Source organism: Actinotalea ferrariae CF5-4 (assembly GCF_000603945.1).
GTDB classification, from domain to species: Bacteria; Actinomycetota; Actinomycetes; order Actinomycetales; family Cellulomonadaceae; genus Actinotalea; species Actinotalea ferrariae.
The window spans coordinates 1-19,878 of sequence record NZ_AXCW01000078.1 but is presented as its reverse complement, the minus strand read 5'-3'; the positions used below and the strand labels follow the sequence as shown (position 1 = coordinate 19,878).

The following is a 19,878-nucleotide window of genomic DNA, read 5'->3' as shown; positions in this document are numbered from 1 at the left end:
TACACCCTCGATTGCGATGAGCCGGATTGTTGGGACCATGTCCGACGCGCTGACGCTCATCGGCGACGGCCAGCAGTCCATCTACCCCGGCGGCTACACGCTCGCCGAGGCGGGGATCTCGGTGGCGGGCCGCGGCGTCGTCCTCGACGTGAACTACCGCAACACCGCGCAGATCCTCGACTTCGCCTCCCGCCTGGTCGACGGCGACGAGTTCGCCGACATCGAGGGCGTCGTCGGGCGCGGCGACGTCCCGCAGGCGGTCTCGCGCACCGGTCCGGAGCCGGTCATCGAGCGCTGCCGGAGCCCGCTGGAGCGCGACGCGCGGATGGTGGCGCGGGCGCGCGCCGTCGTGCGGGAGGTCGGCACGCGGCCCGGTGACGTCGGGGTGCTGTGCCGCAGCCGCCGCGCCGTCGAGCGCGCCGCCGCGGCGCTGCGGGCCGACGGCGCCCCGGTGGTTTTCCTGACCGACTACGACGGCGCCCCCACCGACGCCATCAAGGTGGGCACGGTCAAGCGCGCCAAGGGGCTGGAGTTCAAGCACGTCCTGCTGCCGGAGGTGCGCGCGAGTGACCTCGCCGAGGCCGGCCCACCCGCCGACGACACCCGCCGCGAGCAGTGGGAGCGGGAGCGGCGCGAGCTGAACGTCGCGATGACACGGGCGCGGGACGGGCTGTGGGTGGGGGTGGTGTGAGCGCCGACCGTGCCTCCGCTCCCATCGAGACCCACCTCGACCACGCCCGCTGCTGGGTCGCCGAGGAACCGCTGAGCCGCGCCGTCATGGACGCGGTCTGGCGCGCCGAGCACGGCACGGACTACGCCCCCACGGGCAGGTCGACCCGCGCGGCCGTCCGCCTCGTCGTGCGCCACCTCTGGGACGACGGCGACGTCCCGCGGCCCGCCTGGGACACGGGCGAGCTCGACCTGGACGTCACGCCGATCGGCGCCAGGCTCATCGACGCCTTCATGTTCCACCTCGCTCGCCTGCCGGACGGCGGCGACGTGCGCTGGGCCATCGAGGGCGACCCGCAGGTCCTCTCCTACGGGCAGCCTTTCCCCTGGCCCCACGACCACCGGACGGTCGGGGCGGAGCCGCGGCTCTTCGGCTGGCTGGTGGCGGGCCAGTACGGCCTGAGCGAGCTGGAGAAGGTTCTCTACCGGGAGGGGGCGCCGCCCGCCGACGCAGACGACCCGCCCCTGCGCGACAGCGAGTTCTCGCCGGCGCGGGCGCGCCGGGCGCTGCGGCCCCGGCTCGGCGGCCTCATCCGGGGCACCGCGCGGACCTGGGACATCGCCCTGCCGGAGCCGTTGCACGAGGTTCCCGAGATCCGCGTCTGGCGGCGCGAGCCGCTCACGGTGGAGGAGCTCGTCCGCCTGGTGGGGCCCTCCGACCTGGCCGACTACACGTACCTCCTCTGGCTGGATGAGCTGGCCGAGGGCGAGTGGGGCACGGAGAAGTTCACCGCCTACGAGCGCCGGCTCGCCCAGGAGCCGGGGATCGAGGCGGTGTTCCAGGAGGACCGGGAGCCCGTTTACGTGCTGGCGCCGACGCTGACAGCGGAGCAGGTGCTCGCCGCGGCCCGCCGCGCCGCCGGCTGACAGCGTCGGGGCGGGCCGGGGCCCGCGCTCAGTGCCAGTCGCGCTCCTCGAGGTCCCGGCTGACCAGCACCGTCACCCCCGCCCGCGCCGACAGCACCAGCGCGGCCCGGAGCGCCGTCGCGAGCGTCGGCTCGCCGGTCAGGTCCCTGATCCACTCGCCCTGCTCACCCGGCCCGACCGTCAGTCGGTAGCTCTCGTCGCGCTCCTCCGCGGACGGCCGCTCGTGGGCCAGCGGCCAGATCCGCAGCACCCGCCCCGCGTGGACGATGGCGCGCTTCTCCTGCAGCCGCAGCGTCGTGTAGCCCATCGGGATGCGCCGGTACGGGTCGAACGCCGGCACGGCGTCCTCGAGCAGCGCCGCCGTGTGGCCGTGGTTGGTCGCGTAGAACCGCGCGACGTCGTCGTGCGCGGTGGACAGCAGCGGCGGCCCGAGCTCGGGGGCCGCGGGGTGGCAGCAGTCGCGCAGCGGCGGCGGGTCGAACGGCGGCGCGTCGTCGGCCTGCCACGCGGTCGTGTCGTCGACCTGCGCGGGGCCGTCCGGGAGCACGGGCGCGGGCCACGCGCCGTGCGGCAGCAGCACGTGCCGACGGGCGACGAGCACCGGCACGCCCAGCCGCTGCGACAGGGCCAGCGCCCGCTCGACGGCCCACTTCACCGGCGCGCCGCCGCCCACCTCGAACGCCGCGGCGCCGTCGGCCGCCGGGACGACGAGCCGGTGGTCGGTGGACCACCGGTGCGGCCACACCCGCAGGACCTGCTCGCCCAGGACGACGGCGCACGTGCGCAGCTCGGCCACGACCGCACCCTCCGGCGCGAGGAGCTCCAGGTCCGCGCGTGCCGGCTCCTCGCCGACGACGCACCGCGTGTACCCGTCGACCGTCGCGTAGAAGTTGCGGGACTCGGGTGCGTCGAGGGCGAACGGGTGCGGGCCGTCGGCCAGGAGCCCGTGCGGGTCGCAGGTGGGCAGGTCCGGCTCGCCGAGGTCCGGCGCGTCGGGCGCGGACCAGCACGTACCGGCCTCGATGTCGTCGATGCGGATCACGCGTCCGGAGTCTGCCGCACCCGGGCGCTCCCGCTCCGGCCGAGGTGTGGTCAAGCAGGTCTGGTCACCTTAGTCTTGTCGGATGACCCAGGTGAACGTCCAGGACGCCAAGACCCATCTGTCGGAGCTCCTCCACCGGGTCGAGCGGGGCGAGGAGGTGGTCATCGCCCGCGCCGGCCGGCCCGTCGCGCGGCTCGCACCGATCGACGTCGTGTGGCAGCGCACCTTCGGCACCGTGGCGCTGGACGTCCCGGAGGACTTCGACGCCCCTCTGGACGAGACCGAGCTCGCCGCGTGGGAGTGACCTACCTGCTGGACACCCACGTCCTGCTCTGGCTGCTCGCGTCCCCGGAGAGGGTTCCGGACGAAGTGCGTGCCACGCTGGCAGCGGGGACGACGACGCTGCTCGGTTCCGCCGTCTCCGCGATGGAGGTCGCGACCAAGGCACGGACGGGGCGTCTGCCGGGCGCCGAGGCGCTCGTCGCCACGTGGGGCGCGCGGCTGGCCGAGCTCTGTGTCGAGGAGCTCCCCCTGCGGACCGACCACGCGTTGCTGGCCGGCTCGATGCGCTGGGAGCACCGCGACCCCTTCGACCGCCTGCTCGTCGCCCAGGCCCTCGTGGAGAACGTGACGTTCGTGACGGCGGACGCGACCGTGCGCGCGCTGCCCGGCCTGCGCACGCTGTCCTGGTGACCGGCCGGCCGCGCAGGCGAGGGTCCCGCTAGGCCACCGCCCCCCGCGCCACGGGGCACGACATGCACCGCGGCCCACCCCGCCCGGACCCCAGCTCCGATCCGGCGATCGCGAGCACCTCGATGCCGGCGTCGGCGAGCCGGGCGTTGGTCTCGGCGTTGCGCTCGTAGGCGACGACGACGCCCGGTGCCAGCGCGAGGGTGTTGTTGCCGTCGTCCCACTGCTCGCGCTCGGCGGTGACCGGGTCCAGCCCCGTCTCGACCACGCGTAGGCGAGTGCCCATCGCGGCGCCAGCCGCCTCGAGGAAGGGCGCCGGGCCGGCGACCCGGACGCCGGGGGTACCCGCGGCGCCGTCGTCGTCGGGTGTGAGGGTGTACGCGCTGAGGGTGTCGCGCACCGCCGGGTACATGACGACGGCGTCGCGGTCGACCATCGTGCAGACGGTGTCCAGGTGCATCGTGGCGCGGGACTGCTCGATGGGGACGGCGAGCACCGCGCGGGCGAGGCCGTCGGCGAAGAGCGACCGCGCGAAGGACTCGGCCCCCGCGGGCGTCGTGCGCTCCCCGACCCCGACGGCGACGACGCCCGGGGCGAGCAGCAGGACGTCGCCGCCCTCGAGCGGGGCGGAGTGCGCGGCGTAGGCCCGCGGGGTGCCGGCGAAGCGCGGGTGGTGTGCGTAGATGAGGTCCAGGACGGCGGACTCGCGCATCCGGGCGGGCATCGCCAGCGACGTCAGCGCGACCCGGTCCCCGACCCACACCGACGAGTCGCGCGTGAAGAGCAGGTTGGGCAGGGGGTCGACGGCGAAGTCGTGGGGGTGGTGCATCGCCCGGACCAGGGACGCGCCCTCCGCGGCGGGCAGCTCCTCGAACGTCAGCCCGCCGACGAGCGCACCCGCGAGCGTCGTCGCGTCCGCCGACGTCAGGTGCGAGGTGAGGGCGTCGGCGAGGTGGAGGCCGACGCGGCGCTCGTCGACGAGGTCGCGGACGGCGCGCTCGCGGGCGGCCGGGTCCGCGAGGGCCTCGACCAGCAGCTCGACGAGCAGCAGCACCTCGACGCCGCGGTCCCGCAGCAGCTCTGCGAAGGCGTCGTGCTCCTCCTGCGCGCGCTCGACCCACGGCAGGCCGTCGAAGAGCAGCTGGTCGTTGGTGCGCGGCGTGAGGCGCTGCAGCTCCGGGCCGGGCCGGTGCAGGAGGACCGTGTCCAGCCGGCCGACCTCGGACGTGACTCCGGTGGGTGCGCCCATGGTCATCGACAGTAGACCCGCCCTCGCCCCCGTGCTCGAGTCCGCCGGTCGTCGTCGACCCCGCCGGGAGCGACAGGCGGACTCGACGGGGACCGGCGGACTGGAGGGCGCGGGCCGCGGAGGGTCGCCACCGGCACTTGTCCACAGGTTCCGAGATCTGCCAGCGGCGCCACCGCCGGACGCGGCATCATCAGCGACGGCTCCGGGGGCAGGAGCCGGACGTGCTGAGCGCAGGGGGCGTGGTGGCAGAGACAGGGCTCATCGACCCGACCCGGTTCGCCGGCGCCGACGTGGATCCTGAGGCGGTCCGCACGGCGGCCGACGGCCTGGGGCGCAGCGCCGACGAGGTCCGCCAGGGCGGCGCGGACGTCCTGGGGGAGTGGCGCCTCCTGGCCCAGCACTACGAGGCGCCCGAGGCGCACCGGCTGCTGCACGTGATGGACCCGGTCGAGACCGACAGCCGTCGGTTCGCCGACGACCTGCGGGCCGTCGCGGAGGCGCTCCACCGGTACGCCGACGACGTCGGGCCGGCGCTGGACCTGCGACGGATGGTCACCATCGAGGCCGAGTGGTTCCTCGGCAACACCGCCCGCGACCCGGAGTGGCGGCGCGACCAGCGCCTGGTCGACCAGCACACGGAGCTGCTGAGCACGGCCAACGAGGTCCAGGTGCTGCTGTGGGACGCGGAGCGGCGGTGCGCCAACGCGATTCGCAGGCTGAGCGGTGCGCGGTCGCTGCGGCCCTCGACCAGCGCCGACGACCCTCGCGGCTACGGCTGGTCGGCGATCCCTGACGAGGCCGAGATGCCGTGGGGCGCCCCGGTCCAGCGCGAGGACGTCTGCGCTAAGGCGGCCTTCGTCCAGGTGAAGCGGTTCATCTGGGACGGAGCGGTCTGGGACGGCGTCATGGGGACTCTCAAGAGCCTCGGCTCGCTCGTCGGGGTGGGTGACGAGTCCGACGGGTCGTGGGGCTGGTCCCACTCCTGGGCCGCGGCCGGCGACGCGTGGCAGGGGATGACGGCTCTCGTCGGGCACGACGACGGCGCCTGGTCGGCCGGTACCGCTGGCGACGCCTGGTGGGGGATGGCCAAGGGGCTGCTGTCCTGGGACACCTGGGCGGAGGACCCGGGCCGGGCGTCCGGCGGCGCGATCTTCAACGTCGCCTCGCTCGCGCTGCCGGTCGTCGGCGGCGTCAGGGCGGCGTCCGTGCTCGGGACCACCGGCCGGACGGCTGCAGCCGTGCGGACGGGCGCTGCGGTGGTCGACCCGACCGACCTGGCCGACGACGTCGCGGCGGACGTGGCGACCGTCGCGCGCCCCGTGCCAGTTGCCGATGCGACCACAGAGGCGTGGCGTCACCTCGATGACACATCATCTGGCGCTGGCGAGCTCGCAGAAGCGGCCGAGGCGCTGCCGGCCTCCCTGGAGGGCCTGCTGGCCTTCGACAGCACGCTGACATGGGGGGACATGCGGACGCTCGAACGGCATCTCGAGAAGCACGGTCCGGAGTTCCCCGGCATCGTCACTCAGGAGGATTACGCCCGGTTCGCGTCCGAATTCCTTCAGCGGGGACTGCGGGGAGACGCCGAAGTAAGAGTCAGCCCTCGCGCCATCTACGTCTACGATCCCACTACTGGCACGCTCGGCGTATATCGGCCGGACGGCACCACACGGACGATCTTCACAGCTAAGCCAGCGTATTGGGCTAGACGGGAAGGGATTGCGCCATGGGCACCCTGAGCTACATCTGTCCGGTTTGCGGATACCCCGAGCTTGAAGAGGATCCCTACGCAGGAGGCGAGCCGTCGTACGAAATCTGTCCGGCGTGCGGATTCCAGTTCGGTTTCACGGATGAAGCCCAAGGCTTCAGTCTTGAGTCCTGGCGCGCGCTATGGATCGAGCGCGGGATGACATGGGCGTTCGCGGCCACCGAGGACGTGCCCACCGATTGGGATCCGCGTGCGCATCTCAGAGACCTCGAAGCGTCGCCTCCGGACGCTGATGAGGCTCATACCAGCTGAACGGCTTCCATTGCCTGCCTGCACTGATTCATCGACCTCGAGGCGGATCGCGGCTCGTGTACGGATTTCCAGCGCACGTGGACCTCTCCTTCTTCGTCGATCGGCGAGTTGGGTCGGTCTGCCTCAGCAAGAACCAGATGATCATCCGCTTCGAGGGCGGCGTGGTCCTAGACAGCGCCTGCATGGCCACGATCGAGGTCGGCGGGGTGACGGTCGCCTCCGACCTTCCCCGCGACCTGGCGGGGCATGCCGGGCAGCTGATCGCCGACGTCGTCTCCGAAGTCTCCTCGGATGTCGACGGGACCCTCCGCCTGACGTTCCGCAGCGGCGCGGTGCTCATGCTCACTGACAGCGGATCGCCCGGGTACGAGCTACGAGATCGAGTACGGGACCACGTCGATCGTGGTCTAGAAGAGCGCCCTCGCCAGAACGGATCGTGCATGTACGGATTTGCTGACGATGTCGACCTGAGCTTTTTCAAAGGCGCCGTCCTCGAGCAGGTGTGCCTCGGAGCCCATCAGGTCATCCTGAGGTTCTACAGCGACGTGAGCGTGAACAGCGCCTGCTGGATGGCTCTGGCGGTGGGCGACCACCGCATCGAGTCGGACGACCCGCGCGTCCTGGCGCCTGCCCTCATGGGTCTCATCACGGAGACTGTCGTCGACGTCCGGTGGAAGTCGGACGGCACACTCTTCCTGCTGTTCTTGAACGGTGGGGTGATGCGCATCGAGGACGACGCGGCTCCTCACTACGAGAGCTACCACATCAAGCACGGCAAAGACCTCATCGTCGTCTGACGCAGGCGACACCCTCAACGTTAGGAACCCTGACCATGCATGGACTCGACTCCGACGCCGATCTCACGTTCCTGGTCGGCAAGACCCTGATCCAGGTGGGCGTGGGCTCCAACGAGGTGATTCTCTACTTCCACACCGGCGGAACCTGGATCCGCATCGAAGGCAGGTCGTCCGTCGAGGCCGGCTCTGAGCGAACAGAGTCCGACAACAGCCTCGTCATCGCTCCCGCCATGTTCCCCCTCCTCGGACGAGACGTCACCGAGGTCGTCTGGGACCGGTCCGGCACGATCCGTCTGACCTTCGACTCCGGCGCCGTCCTCGTCATCGAGGACGACTCCCCGCACTACGAGAGCTACCAGATCGTCCACGGCGACGTGGAGATCACTGTCTGAACCGAGCGTGACGACGACGTTGCCCGGGGGCGCTCGTTCGGTATTCGGCGTGTCGCCGCGCGAGACCCACGGCTGCGGCGCGCGCGTCGACTCGCATCACTTACTGGAATCGTCAAGCAGGGAGGGCGCCGCGGTGACGTATGTCTGTCCCGTGTGTGGCTTCCCAGAATTGATGGAGCCTCCACGGTCGGCCAGCACCGGGAGCGGGTCGTACGAGATCTGTCCGGCCTGCGGCTTCGAGTTCGGTGTGACCGACGACGACAAGGGCTGCACCTACGAATCCTCGCGTTCGCGCTGGATCGAGGCGGGCATGCCATGGACGTCGTCCCCCTGGCACGAGCCGCCGCCCGGCTGGGACCCCCGCTATCAGATCAAGGACGGCGACGACCAGATCATCGTCTGACCCAGGGGCGAGCCGAGCGCGGCCGGGCACGACCACCTCATCGGCCCTGTACCGGCCGGCGGCGCACCCCTACGGTCGAGCGCGGCGGCGCGCATGAGCGGGCCGTCCTCAGGGGGCCGCGACCGCGACACGGTCAAGGGGGTCGGCCTCGTGGGTTGGTCATCACGACACGGCGCCGTGGCGGGCTCGCACGGCCCGCACCCCCGACAGGTCCCCGGGTACGCCGCGGCTGCGGCGGCCGGCCGCCTGCCCCGGGTGCCCGAGCACGCACCCCCGTTGCTCGTCCAGCCGACCGCTCGGGCGCTCTTCCACCGCTTCGTCGGGCTCGCGGCGGGTGGAGTGGTGGGCCTCGGCGTCGTCGCCGGAGTGGTCGAGCGCCTGCCGCTCCCGGGCCCGGCGGTGGCGGGCGTCCTCGGCCTCCTCGCCCTGGCCTTCCTCGTCCTGCTGCTCCGCACCCTGCCCGCGGTCGGGCGGCAGTCGGTGGCCGAGCTGCAGCAGGGGTACACGACCCTGGTGCTCCAGCTCGGGGGCTTCTGGTTCGGCGAGGGCCCCCTCACCCTGCCGGGGGAGATGCGCGCCGGCTGGGACTACCGGGGCACCTGGCAGCTGGACCACCGGGACGGCCGGGTCCTGCGGGCGCCGGACCGGGAGGTCGATCCGCCGGGGATGTACCCCTCACCGAACCGGCCGGGACGGATGGAGCTGTGGACCGGTCGCGTCTGGTTGGGGCACATCGGCATCGGCGACTGAGCAGGAGGTCGCCCGGTCCGCAGGCCGCCCCGCACGAGGGAGCTGACGAGACCGAGCTCACCGTCGTCGGCAGCAGCGCTCAGCACGACCTGTCGCGCGACCGTCGCACGCCGCCGCCCCGCGGTCCGAGACCTACCGGATCCACGGAGCGGGTAGGTCAGCGTCGTCCCAGGTGCTGCGGGAAGGGTTGGGACGGCGTGTGCCGAGCAACCCTTCCCGCAGCCGACGACGCGGCGGAACGGCGCCGTCGGGACGGGTGTCGAGACCCGTCCGGCTCAGTGCTCGTCGTAGTGGTCGTCGTGCTCGGCGTGACGGTGCCCGTCGTGGACGTAGTCGACGTGACCGTCGTGCTCGATGACCTCGTGGCCGCAGTCGGCGGCGTGGGTGTGGTCGGCATGGGTGTGCTGCGCATGCGTCTGGGTGCTCATGATTCTCATTCCTTGACGGGTTGTCCCGGACGGTGTCGCGTTTTTCGCCCGGGTTCTCCGACCTCACCACTTCTCATTCCCAAAATCAATAGCGACGTATTGTTTGAGAACGGATATCGATCGCAGAACAATGCGCGAATGATTCCCACTCGCGCCGACAGGGAGTCGTCAGGCGGTGCCCAGAGCACCGACGAACTCCGCGCTCACACCGGCGATCTGCGCCAGCTCCGCGCCCTCCGGCAGGTTCATGGGGAGACGGGTCGACGTCTGCCCTTCCCTCGCGCATGATCGGTTCCGCGACGTGGAGCGAGGAGGTCCGCATGCGGTTCCAGGCGCCGCCCGGCTGGCCACCGACGCCGGACGGCTGGGCCCCCGAGCCCGGCTGGGAGCCCGAGCCGCAGTGGCCCGCGCCCCCGCCCGGGTGGGCGTTCTGGCTCGACGACCACGGCATGCCCCTGCGCCCCCGTCCCGACGCGACCCTGCCGCCGTGGGACCTGCGCGCCGCCGACCTCACCTCGTCCGGACCCGGCGGCACGGACCGCGTCGTCGAGGAGGTCCGGGCCACCCGCCGTCGCGCCCTGCGGACCTTCCTGCTCGCCGTCGTCGTCGTGGGCGCCGCCGCGGGTGGTGCGGTCCTCGCGGCGGACGCGGGCGGGGGACTGCTCTGGGTGGCCGGGCTCGCCGTCGGCGTGGCGCTCGCGGTCCGCGCGTGGCGCCGGTGGCGATCGGTCGCCGGGTTCGACGTCGCCCCGACCGCGCTCGGCCGCGTCACGGTGGTCGTCGGGCTCGCCGCGGCCGTCGGTGCGGGCTACCTCGCGTTCACCACTCCCGGCGTCATGACGACGACGTCGTCCCCGCTCCCGCCGCCGGAGTCCGTCGGGTCCTGCTGGCAGGACGCGCCCGACGGCGTCCTGGAGCAGGTGCCCTGCTCCGGCCCGCACGCGTACCGGGTGAGCGTCGTCGTCAGCGACTCCGCGCGGTGCCCCGCCGCGTCGACGTACGTCGTCACGCTCGGCGCGCGGTTCGGCTGCCTCGTCGAGGACTGACCGACGGCGCCGTCGTCGCACCGCTGCGCACGACCCGAGCGCACGACCCGAGCGCACGACCGCAGCGCACGACCGCCGGGCGCGACCCCAGCGCACGAGCCACCGCGGAGGGCCGGCCCGTCAGCGAAACGGCCGACCCTCCGCGGGGAGTCCTCAGGGCGCGATGGCGTGCTCCGTCGTGTGGACGTCGTTGTCCGGCGGGCGTTCGCGGCCCGTCGCCCTCGATGCTCCTCCCGACGCGTCGGCGCAGGTGGGACCTTCGGGCCTCGTCCGCGGCCGCCGGTCATCGCGGTCCGCGTGAAGGGTTGGTGCGGCCTGCGACGACCAACTCTTCACACAAGGAGCCGGCCAAGGGGCATGCCCGGTGTCCCGACCTCTCAGAGGTCGGGCGCGCACCGCCCCGTGCCGAGGATCGCCAGGCCCCGGAGGTCCCCGTCCCGGAAGTCGGCGGGGTGGCGGCCACTCCCGGACATGACCTGCCCGTCGTCGTCGACGTGGTCGAGCCCGAGCGCGTGACCGAACTCGTGCCGGAGCACGGACACGTAGGGCTCCTCCCCCCACGGGCGCCACCCCTCCAGCAGCTCGGTGTCGAGGTAGATGCCGCCGGTGACGAGGTGCGTCGTCCCGTCGACCGTGACCACCTGGGGTGTCGCGACCCCGACGGCGTCGGCGAGGGTGGTGATGCCCCGCTCGTCGGCGAACCCGATGAGCACCGGCGCCCACCGGTCCCCGTACCTGTCCGGCTGGAACGGGGCGCGGCGGAGGGTCGGGGTCTCCGTCGTCGTGCCGTCGTCGACGAAGACCAGGCCGGTCGCGGTGGTCAGCTCGTCCGTCACCGCCCGGACCTGCTCCGCGAAGCCGTCGGGCGCGCCGGCGGGGTTGATGACGTACCGGATGGGGCGGCACGGCGACCAGGTGACCGGCTCGGGGGACCTGTCCTGCAGGAACAGGAACGCGTAGCTGCCTCGTGCCTGCGGGAGGGCCGGCGCGGGGAGGAGCCTCGTGGGCTCCTCGTCGACGCCCGGGCTGGGGAGCCGGGTCAGCGAGCTCCGCGGGCGGGCGTCGTCGGCGTCCTCGAGCTCGCTGGGGACGGCCCCCGCGTGCGGTGCCGCCGCGACGGCGGACCGGTCGCGATCGGCCAGGCCGGTCACCGCGTTCCAGAGGACAGCGGCGACCAGCACCGCGAAGAGCGCGACGACGAACGGCAGGCGGAGCACGGACTGCTGCTGCGGCGGGCTCCACGGCACGGACGTCACGGGGGTCGGGGCGACGGAGGGGATCGGCCGCACGGCGTGCAGCTCCTCCGCCTCGGCAGGCGGCACCCACGTCCGCCACGCCGTGGGAGCAGGCGGTCGTCCGGACGCCTCGTCCTGCACCCACTGCGGCAACCGTCCGGAGGGCGCCGGCGGGGGCCCGGTGTGCAGCGGCCACCCGCCGGGCGGCACCCCGTCCTGCTCAGGGAGCGGCGTCCACGAGCGCGCCTGCGCCGGCCCCTCGGCCCCGTCTGCCACTGCGCCCCCTGCTGCCGGTGTCGCCTCTTCCATCGGCACCAGGGCGGCGCGGGTCAAGGTGTCGGTGCGGAGCGGTCGGCGCCCTCACACCGTCAGGGACAGCCCGAACCGCGAGCCGAGCATCCGGCAGCGGTGCGCGTGCAGCTCACGGCGCAGCGGCCGGACGAGGCGGGTGAAGGCGGCCTCGTCGCCCCAGCGCGCGAGCGCCAGGTCGTCCAGGAGCGAGTCGTCCGGGAGCTCGTCGCCCGTCAGGGAGCGGCGTCGCTGTCAGCCCGTCGCGCCGTCCCACCACGCGAGCGCGCGCGTGCCGTGGAACGTCAGCCACTTCGACGGCTCGCCCGCGGGCACGTCGATCTCGAACCACACCCGCCCGGGGTGCCGTCGCTCCTGCACCCATGTCCCGTCGGGCCGGCGCGCGGCGCGGATGACCTCGACCGCCTCCGCCAGCCGCGGGTCGGGCGGCACGCCGTCGTGCAGGGCCGCCGCCCGGAGGTGGTCCACGGCGTGGAGCGCGCTGTAGAACCACCGGAACGGGTACGCGAACCGCGTCACCCAGGGCCCGACGAGCTCGCCCGTGGACAGCCGGTAGAGCAGCCGACGCCGGAGCAGGTACTCCTCGCCGGCGTGCCGGGCCTGGCGCAGGGCGTCGTCGGCCCCGGTCGCGCGCTCGTAGGAGAGCAGGCCCCGGACGGTGTTGAGCGTCGAGTGGAACGAGGACCGCGTCGACCCCTCGACCCACTCGCAGTTCCAGCCGCCGTCGGGCAGGCGGTGCTCCACGAACCACTGCGCGAGCCCGCTGACGTCCGCGCCCAGCCACGCGCCGTTGGCCAGCGTGTACGCGTTGATGCAGGCGTCGACCTCGCCGCCCCAGTACGGCAGGTCGTCGTACTCCCACCGGCTGCTCGCGGCCAGACGCTCGGCGGTGTCGCCGAGGACGGCGGCGTCCACGCCCCAGTCCCGCAGGGTGGTGAGGGTCCACGTCGTCGCGGTCCAGGGCTGCCCGGCGTCGTCGGCCGCCTCCGGGCCGTGGACGTCGAAGTCCGCGGGGAAGTACGCGCCGCCCGCCCACTGCCCGTCGGGGTCCTGCAGGGCGAGGAGCTGCGCGCCCATGCCCTCCGTCGCGACCCGGGCGCGGGTCGCCTCCCACACCTCCGGCGGCGCACCCGCGAGGTCGCGCTCCACCTGCCACCGCAGGGCCGGGTCGCTGTCGAGCAGCCAGTCGAGCAGGGCGGGGTCGACGACGGCGCCGTGGTCCGCCCCGCGCCCGGCCCCACCCGGCGCCCCGCTCATGCGATCGCCGTCCTGACCAGCTCCGCGATGCGCGCCTCGACCGCGTCGTCGACGGCCGCCAGCGCGTACGACGTCGGCCACATCGCGCCGTCGTCGTGCCGCGCCTCGTCGCTGAAGCCGAGGGTCGCGTAGCGGCTCGAGAACTTGTCCGCCGCCTGGAAGAAGCAGACGACCTTCCCGTCCTTCGCGTACGCGGGCATGCCGTACCAGGTCCGGGGGGCGAGCTCCGGTGCGGTCGCACGGATGATCGCGTGGACGCGCTCGGCCAGGGCCCGGTCACCGTCCGACATCTCGGCGATCTTCGCCAGGACCTCGGGCTCCAGGTCCTTGCCCTTGCCGCCCTTGCCCCGGGTCGCCTTCACCTCCTGGGCGCGCTCCTTCATCGCCGCCCGCTCCTGCGCGGTGAACCCCTCCTGCTCCGCGTTGCGCGGGCTGGTGCTCTCGGACTTCGTCGTCCTCGCCATGGCCGGTTCCCCTCCGTTGGTCCGTGGAGGACCAGCATGCTCCCGCGGACGACGACGGCGCCCGGTCACCCCGGTCCGCCGGCTCGCCGGCGGCCTTCCTCGCCGGCCCGTGTGCTGGTGACGGCCTACGACGCCGGGCGGCGGCCCCCGTCCGGTGACCGCCACCCCTCGCCGCGTCAGCCCAGCGCGACGGTGACGCCGCCCGAGAACGGGGAGTCGTGCAGCTCGATGCTCGCCAGCTGGGCGTCCACGGGGACGTCGAACACGACGACACCCTCCACCGTGTTGCCGGGGTTGATCTGGTTGAGGAAGCTCTCCGTGTCCCCGAGGTAGATCGCGGCGCCGGTGTCGGCGGAGTGCGTGCGGCCGGCCGTGTCGAGGAGCTTCTGGCTCGATCCGTCGAAGTACTGCGCCTGGTCGCCGATGTTCGTCACCGTCACGTGGACGAGAACGAACTGGCCCTGGGCGGTCTGGTTGAAGAACTCGTCGCCGACCTGGGCGACGCCCGTCTCGACCTGCGTGACGACGAACTCGAACTTCCCGTCCGCGACCGTCGCGCCGATACCCGGGGCCACCTCGGCGGGTGCCTCCTCCGCGGGTGCCTCCTCCTCGGCCGCCTCCTCCTCAGGTGCCGTGACGTCGTCGGCCGCACCGGCCCCCGCGTCCGACGACGCGCCGGCCGACGGCGCCGAGCCCTCCTGCTCCTCGGCGCCACCTCCCAGTGCCGTCGCGAACATGACGACGAGCACCAGGCCGCCGATCCCGGTCAGGACCTTGTGGCGCGCGAACCAGCTCTTCTTCGACGTCGGCGCGGGCCCTCCCGGCGGGACGGGTCCGTAGGGGCCGGGGGGCGGGTACCCACCCTGTCCCGGGGGCGGGTACCCACCCTGTCCCGGCGGCGGGTAGCCGCCCGCGTTCGACGGCGGCGGGGGCGGCGGGGTGTGCGACATGGTTCCTCCTGAGATCACCGGGACGGCGTCCCGCTGACTCGAGCCTCGCGAGGGCCGACGTCGCCCCGCGTCGCCCGATCGGCCAGGGCCTGCGGCCGTTCGGCGCACGACGACGACGCCGCGAGGGCCGATCGGTGGGTCCGGCTGATCGTCCGGGGGACGCCCCGTGTCGGTGGCCGTCCCTACCGTGGTCGTATGACCCCGCCGCCGGCTCCCGGACGTGCCGCCCCGCCGCCGGGCGTCACCCTGCGCTGGCTGCGGACCCACCTCGGTACGGCGGGGGCGGTCGTCACCGCCTGGTTCGCGAGCACCGTTGCGGTGGCCTACGCCTACCAGGACACGACCGGTCGCCTCACCGCCGGCTGGTGGATGCTGCTGTGGCTGGCCGCGCTGGTGCCAGGCGGACTGCTCGCCCTGCGCAGGCGCCGTCCGGTGCTCGTCTGCGTGGTGGCGGCCGTGAGCGCGCTGGTCGTGCCGCTCGACGCGGTCGCCGCCCTGATTGCCCTGCCGTGGGTCGTGGCGCGCCGGCCGGTGCGGACCGCGGCCTGGTGCACCGCCCTGACCGCGGCCGCGACGACGGCGGCGCTCGCGCGCGACCACCTGCGCCCCCTGGAGGCGACCGTGCTGTCGGTCTCGGGTCCGCCCGGCACCGCGCCGACGGCCCCGTCCCTCCTCGGCTACCTCCTGATCGCCGTGCTCTGCCTCGCTGTGGCGATCGGAGCGGGCCTGCTGCGACGCTCTTTCGAGGCCGAGAGGGCGGCCCTCGGGCAGCAGCAGCGGACTGCCCAGGTCGCGGCGGAGCTGCGCAGCGAGATGTCGCGGCAGGAGGAACGCGAGCTCATCGCACGGGAGGTGCACGACACGGTCGCCCGGGCGCTGTCGCTCGTCTCGCTCCAGGCGTCGGCGCTCGAGGCCTCCCGGCCCGGCGACGGCGAGGTGGCCGAGGCGGCACGGTCGATCCGGGGGTCGACGCGCACGGCACTGGAGGAGATGCGCGACCTCGTCGGCACCCTCCGCCGCCCAGGACAGTCGAACAACCCGCTGGGATGGGACCTGGGTGGCGCTCACTCGCTGGCCGACCTCGCCGGCCTGGTGCAGTCGACGCGGCAGGCGGGCGTCGACGTCCGCGCTCGCGTGTTCGTCTCCGACGGTGGTGCGGCGCCGCCGGCTCTGACCCGCGCGGTCTACCGGATCGTGCAGGAGTCGATGACGAACGCGCTGCGGCACGCCCCGGGTGCACCGGTCGAGGTCGACGTCACCGCGGCACCGGGCGGTGGCGTGGAGCTCCGCGTGGCGAACCTCGTGCCGGGCTCTGCGGGCTCGGTAGCGGCCGACGGCGGCGGTGCGGGCCTCCTGGGCATGCGGGAGCGTGCCGAGCGGCTCGGCGGGGCGTTCGACGCCGGGGTGCGCGACGGCTGGTTCGTCGTGAGCGCTCGGCTCCCCTGGGGAGCCGAGGCCGCCGTGTCGGTCCCTGCTCCTACCGTGGGCGTGTGACCTCGGTACTGCTCGTCGACGACGACCCGTTCGTCCGCAAGGCGCTCACCACGATCCTCGCCCCCCAGGGCCTGGAGGTCGTCGGCGCGGTCCAGGACGGCGATCAGGTGGTGCGGGCGGTCCGGGAGCTCCGGCCGGACGTCGTGCTCATGGACCTGGGGATGGCCCGCATCGGCGGGGTGGCGGCGACGGCGGCGGTCCGCGCGCTGGACGACCCACCCGCGGTGTGCGTGCTGACCGCGTTCGAGACGCGTGACGACATGGTGGGAGCGCTGCGCGCCGGCGCGACGGGCTTCCTGCACAAGGACGCGGAGCCGGACGAGATCGCGGCCGCGGTCCGGGACGTCGCCGCCGGCGGCGGGGCCTTCGCGCCGCGGGTCGCCCGCCTGCTCGCCGAGCACGTCGCCGCCGACCCGTACGCCGTCGACCGCGCCGAGGCCGACGCGCGGCTGGCGGTCCTGTCCGACCGCGAGCTCGACGTTGCCCGCGCGGTCGCCGTGGGGTCCTCGAACCAGGAGATCGCCCAGTCGATCTTCGTCAGCGAGGGGACCGTCAAGACACTCCTCAACCGCGCCCTCGCCAAGCTCGACCTGCGCAACCGCACCGAGCTCGCCGTCCTCGTCGCGCGGGCCGGACGGCTCTGAGCTCGACACCCGATCATCGCTGTCAGCCATACGGCCCATCACACCGGCCCTGTGACGTGCCGAGACACACGCCATGACATCCCCGACGACGGCTCCCGCCGGCTGGTACCCCGACAGCACGCAGCCCGGCACGCTGCGCTGGTACGACGGCACCGCGTGGACCGAGCACGTCACCCCGGACCAGACCTCCGCCGCGCCGCAGTGGTCCGAACCCCATCAGTCGGCACCCCAGCACCCCGCACCCCAGCAGCCCGCCTGGCACGGTCAGCACACCACCCCGTGGCAGGGCCAGTACGGGCAGTCGTCGCAGCAGACCGCGTGGCAGCAGTCCGGGCCGTGGCAGTACGCCCAGCCGACCGCCCCGGACAACGGGCCGTCCACCGCCGTGCACTGGATGCTGCCGGTCGGCCGGTCGTGGCAGTCGGTGGTGGCCGGGTACCTCGGGCTCCTCTCCCTGGGCATCTGGGTGCTGGGGCCGTTCGCGATCGGCTTCGGCAGCTGGGCCCTGGTCCGCGCCCAGCACGGCGGGCACGGCCGCGGTCGCGCGATCACGGGGATCCTCGGCGGCGGCATCGGCTGCGTGATCCTCATCGCGTTCGCGCTCAACGCCGCCGGCTGAGCAGCCGCCCCGCCCCCCGTCCTCATCGGGGAACATCCGTGGCGCCATCCGCCACGGAGGTTCCCCGATCACTCGGATGGTGGCGGGCGCACCGCCGCCCCCGGCCGTAGCGTGACGAGATGACCATCGTCGACGTCTGGGGGGCCGGGGAGCGCGTCGTCCTCGTGCACGGCTCGCTCGCCACCGGGCCCCAGGAGTGGCACGGTCAGCGCCCGCTCGCGGGCGCCGGCTTCGAGCTGGTCGTCCCCACCCGCCGCGCCTACGCGGAGGTCCCGGTCACCCACGCCGAGGACGTCGTCGGCGACGCCGCGGAGGTGGCGGAGCTCCTCGGTGACGGCGCCCACCTCGTCGGGCACTCCTCCGGGGGTCTCGTCGCCCTGCTGGCCGCCGCGCAGCGTCCCGACGCCGTGCGCTCGCTGGTCGTGGCCGAGCCCCCGGCGTTCTCCGTCGCCGAGCACGAGCCCGCCGTCGGGCGGCTGCGCGCCGCGCTGGAGCCGCTCTTCGCCGAGCCGTTGGGCGACCGGGCCTTCCTCGAGGAGTTCCTCCGCACCGTCGGCACCCCGGTCGACACGCTGCCCACCGCCCTCTTGGAGGAGCTCGAGCACCTCGTCCCCGCGATCCGCCGCGGGACGGCCATGTGGGACGTCGCCGTCCCGGTCGACGCGCTCGCAGCGGCACCGTTCCGCACGGTCGTCGTCTCCGGAGGTCACCACCAGGCGTTCACGACGATCTGCGAGCAGCTCGCCCAGGCGGTCCAGGGCGAGCACGTCGTCCTGCCCGGCGCCGGGCACGAGATCCAGGAGGCGCCCGGCTTCACCGACCTGCTACGGCACGTCTGGGCCGGAGATCGATCTCACCCATCGGACACCGCGCCGAGGTCCTAGGCCCTCTGTGCGAGGTTCTTCGCCATGTCCAGCACCCGCCTGCTCAGCCTGCCGCGCGTCGCCGCCGGCATGCGAATGCGCAGCGCCGGGTGGGACATCGCGACCGTCCGCTGACCTCCGCCGGGCCCTGCCCGGACCTCGAGGCCTGACGCCGCCCCTCACCGCACGGCGCTCCCCGCTGCGCTGACACCTCCCGGCTCCGTGCCGCCACCGTGTCCCGCCGCCCCGCGCCCGGTGACCCGTCTCCCCGGCTCCCGTCGACCACCGACCCCGGCACGCACCGCGTCCGACCGGCCCGCCCCGAGCGGCCGACGACGCCCCGCGCGCCCGTCACCGACGAGGACCACCCATGCCCACGCCCCACGTCCTGGCGCAGCTGCGCCCGACGCTCGACCGCATCGCCACCGGCGCCGCCCACCGCGAGCGCACCCGCACCCTGCCCTTCGAGCCGGTCGTGTGGCTGCGCGACGCCGGCTTCGGCGCCCTGCGCGTCCCCACCGAACTCGGCGGCGCCGGCCTCGACCTGCCCGGCCTCGTCGAGGTCGTCACCGAGGTGGCCCGCGTCGACCCCAACGTCGCCCACCTGTGGCGCGGCCACTTCGCCGTCGTCGAGCAGGCCCTGCTCAGCGAGGACCCGGCCCGGCGCCGGCGCTGGGCGGACGCGGTGGTGGGCGGCGTCGTCGTCGGCAACGCCAGCAGCGAGCAGGGCAACGGCGGGCTGTGGGACACGCGCACCCGGCTCACCCAGGACGACGACGGGCGCTGGTGGCTCGACGGCCTGAAGTACTACTCGACCGGCACGATCTTCGCGGACTGGGTGAACGTGGGTGCGGTGCTGCCGGACGGCACCCGCGCGGGCGCCCTGGTCCCGGTCACCGCGCCCGGCGTGCGCGTGGAGGACGACTGGGACGGCTTCGGCCAGCGCCTCACCGGCAGCGGCACGACGCACCTGGACCGCGTGCCGGTCGACGCCCGGGACATCACCCCGTTCGGCGCCGTCCGCCCGGCGTTCCTCGGCGCCTACTACCAGCTGTACCTGCTGGCGGTTCTGTGCGGGATCGGGCGCGCTGTCGTCGACGACGCGGTCGCGTTCGTCCGGCCGCGCACGCGCACCTTCGGCCGGGGTGACGCCCCGGAGCCGCGGCACGACCCGCTCGTCCAGGGCGTCGTCGGGCGCCTCGGCGCCGCGAGCTTCGCCGCCGACGCCGCCACGGCCGCGGCCGCCGCGCGCCTCGGGGACCTGCTCGAGCAGGGCCCCACCGCGACCGACGACGACGCGACCGCCGCGGACGTCGCCGTCTACCGGGCGCAGGTCGTCGTCTGCGACGCCGTCCTCCGCGCCGCCACCGAGCTGTTCGAGGTGGGCGGGGCGTCGGCGACGGCCACCGACCGCGGGCTCGACCGGCACTGGCGCAACGCCCGGACCATCGCGTGCCACAACCCGGTCGTGGAGAAGGAGCGCCTGCTCGGCGACCACCTGCTCAACGGCACCCCGCCGTCGGCGACGTTCGCGACCCGCGTGCCGGACCGCGAGCCGGTCCTCGCGCGCTGAGCCGACCACCCCCGAGGCCGTCCCACCCCGAAGCCCGCCCACCCAGCCCCACCCCAC

Annotated in this window: 23 protein-coding genes; 16 read left to right on the top strand and 7 right to left on the bottom strand. The window is 74.0% G+C overall.

From position 1 onward, the window contains the following. On the top strand, positions 1 to 691 hold a 691-nt coding region (locus tag N866_RS09000; RefSeq protein ID WP_162177305.1), incomplete at its 5' end, for a 3'-5' exonuclease. Next, positions 688 to 1,596, top strand: a complete 909-nt coding sequence (locus N866_RS08995; protein WP_034225461.1) for a hypothetical protein — start codon at positions 688 to 690, stop codon at positions 1,594 to 1,596. The genes N866_RS09000 and N866_RS08995, both read left to right, overlap by 4 nt. Positions 1,597 to 1,624: 28 nt before the next feature. Here N866_RS08995 and N866_RS08990 read toward each other — a convergent pair whose 3' ends face one another. Continuing rightward, the gene (locus tag N866_RS08990) at positions 1,625 to 2,638 is read right to left on the bottom strand and encodes a hypothetical protein (protein WP_034225459.1); all 1,014 of its coding nucleotides are present in this window, start codon (positions 2,636 to 2,638) and stop codon (positions 1,625 to 1,627) included. 82 nt (positions 2,639 to 2,720) lie between these two features. Between N866_RS08990 and N866_RS08985 the strand changes: the two genes are divergently transcribed. Next, positions 2,721 to 2,942, top strand: coding sequence for a type II toxin-antitoxin system Phd/YefM family antitoxin (locus N866_RS08985; protein ID WP_034225457.1), 222 nt, complete (start codon positions 2,721 to 2,723; stop codon positions 2,940 to 2,942). Continuing rightward, a complete protein-coding gene (locus N866_RS08980; protein ID WP_034225456.1) occupies positions 2,933 to 3,331 on the top strand; it encodes a type II toxin-antitoxin system VapC family toxin in 399 nt (132 codons plus the stop codon). The genes N866_RS08985 and N866_RS08980 overlap by 10 nt, the downstream gene beginning before the upstream one ends. Positions 3,332 to 3,359: 28 nt before the next feature. Here N866_RS08980 and N866_RS08975 read toward each other — a convergent pair whose 3' ends face one another. Next, entirely contained in the window at positions 3,360 to 4,577 is a 1,218-nt protein-coding gene (locus tag N866_RS08975) for an arginine deiminase (protein ID WP_216699412.1), read from the bottom strand. Between the two features lie 221 nt (positions 4,578 to 4,798). Between N866_RS08975 and N866_RS08970 the strand changes: the two genes are divergently transcribed. The 6 genes from N866_RS08970 to N866_RS08950 all read left to right on the top strand — a co-directional run bounded on the left by N866_RS08970 (position 4,799) and on the right by N866_RS08950 (position 8,939). Continuing rightward, entirely contained in the window at positions 4,799 to 6,316 is a 1,518-nt protein-coding gene (locus N866_RS08970; protein WP_034225454.1) for a hypothetical protein, read from the top strand. After that, complete coding sequence (locus tag N866_RS20430; RefSeq protein ID WP_081802482.1) at positions 6,304 to 6,597, top strand: hypothetical protein; 294 nt, start codon at positions 6,304 to 6,306, stop codon at positions 6,595 to 6,597. Before N866_RS08970 ends, N866_RS20430 begins: the two co-directional genes overlap by 13 nt. Positions 6,598 to 6,674: 77 nt before the next feature. Continuing rightward, positions 6,675 to 7,394, top strand: a complete 720-nt coding sequence (locus N866_RS08965) for a DUF6188 family protein (RefSeq protein ID WP_034225453.1) — start codon at positions 6,675 to 6,677, stop codon at positions 7,392 to 7,394. 35 nt (positions 7,395 to 7,429) lie between these two features. After that, positions 7,430 to 7,786, top strand: a complete 357-nt coding sequence (locus N866_RS08960; protein WP_034225452.1) for a DUF6188 family protein — start codon at positions 7,430 to 7,432, stop codon at positions 7,784 to 7,786. A gap of 7 nt (positions 7,787 to 7,793) precedes the next feature. Beyond that, a complete protein-coding gene (locus tag N866_RS22105) occupies positions 7,794 to 8,189 on the top strand; it encodes a hypothetical protein (protein WP_216699411.1) in 396 nt (131 codons plus the stop codon). 177 nt (positions 8,190 to 8,366) lie between these two features. Next, positions 8,367 to 8,939 carry a hypothetical protein gene (locus tag N866_RS08950; protein ID WP_034225451.1) on the top strand — a complete coding sequence of 191 codons (573 nt, stop codon included), beginning with the start codon at positions 8,367 to 8,369 and terminating at the stop codon, positions 8,937 to 8,939. A 275-nt stretch (positions 8,940 to 9,214) separates the two neighbouring features. Here the strand turns inward: N866_RS08950 and N866_RS08945 are convergent, their stop codons facing one another. After that, entirely contained in the window at positions 9,215 to 9,367 is a 153-nt protein-coding gene (locus tag N866_RS08945; protein ID WP_034225450.1) for a hypothetical protein, read from the bottom strand. 284 nt (positions 9,368 to 9,651) lie between these two features. Here N866_RS08945 and N866_RS08940 point away from each other — a divergent pair, with 284 nt between their 5' ends. Then, positions 9,652 to 10,413, top strand: coding sequence for a hypothetical protein (locus N866_RS08940; protein ID WP_034225448.1), 762 nt, complete (start codon positions 9,652 to 9,654; stop codon positions 10,411 to 10,413). A 377-nt stretch (positions 10,414 to 10,790) separates the two neighbouring features. Here N866_RS08940 and N866_RS08935 read toward each other — a convergent pair whose 3' ends face one another. The 4 genes from N866_RS08935 to N866_RS08920 form a co-directional block, all read right to left on the bottom strand. Beyond that, complete coding sequence (locus tag N866_RS08935; protein ID WP_052022704.1) at positions 10,791 to 11,735, bottom strand: M10 family metallopeptidase domain-containing protein; 945 nt, start codon at positions 11,733 to 11,735, stop codon at positions 10,791 to 10,793. Between the two features lie 456 nt (positions 11,736 to 12,191). Continuing rightward, positions 12,192 to 13,214 (bottom strand): squalene cyclase, encoded by a 1,023-nt coding sequence (locus tag N866_RS08930; protein ID WP_216699410.1) that lies wholly within the window; start codon positions 13,212 to 13,214, stop codon positions 12,192 to 12,194. Further along, a complete protein-coding gene (locus N866_RS08925; protein ID WP_034225446.1) occupies positions 13,211 to 13,678 on the bottom strand; it encodes an iron chaperone in 468 nt (155 codons plus the stop codon). Before N866_RS08925 ends, N866_RS08930 begins: the two co-directional genes overlap by 4 nt. Before the next feature lie 176 nt (positions 13,679 to 13,854). After that, on the bottom strand, positions 13,855 to 14,628 hold the full coding sequence (locus N866_RS08920) for a DUF4352 domain-containing protein (RefSeq protein ID WP_034225445.1): 774 nt from the start codon (positions 14,626 to 14,628) through the stop codon (positions 13,855 to 13,857). A gap of 195 nt (positions 14,629 to 14,823) precedes the next feature. Between N866_RS08920 and N866_RS22100 the strand changes: the two genes are divergently transcribed. From N866_RS22100 to N866_RS08895, 5 genes are all read left to right on the top strand, one after another. Further along, positions 14,824 to 16,122 (top strand): sensor histidine kinase, encoded by a 1,299-nt coding sequence (locus N866_RS22100; protein ID WP_052022703.1) that lies wholly within the window; start codon positions 14,824 to 14,826, stop codon positions 16,120 to 16,122. Further along, positions 16,119 to 16,766, top strand: coding sequence for a response regulator (locus N866_RS22095; protein ID WP_034225443.1), 648 nt, complete (start codon positions 16,119 to 16,121; stop codon positions 16,764 to 16,766). The genes N866_RS22100 and N866_RS22095 overlap by 4 nt, the downstream gene beginning before the upstream one ends. Before the next feature lie 73 nt (positions 16,767 to 16,839). Then, positions 16,840 to 17,385: a DUF2510 domain-containing protein gene (locus N866_RS08905; protein ID WP_034225441.1), complete on the top strand. Its 546-nt coding sequence runs from the start codon at positions 16,840 to 16,842 to the stop codon at positions 17,383 to 17,385. 119 nt (positions 17,386 to 17,504) lie between these two features. Then, positions 17,505 to 18,269, top strand: coding sequence for an alpha/beta fold hydrolase (locus N866_RS08900; protein WP_052022701.1), 765 nt, complete (start codon positions 17,505 to 17,507; stop codon positions 18,267 to 18,269). Between the two features lie 349 nt (positions 18,270 to 18,618). After that, positions 18,619 to 19,821, top strand: a complete 1,203-nt coding sequence (locus N866_RS08895; RefSeq protein WP_052022699.1) for an acyl-CoA dehydrogenase family protein — start codon at positions 18,619 to 18,621, stop codon at positions 19,819 to 19,821. Positions 19,822 to 19,878 lie beyond the last annotated feature (57 nt).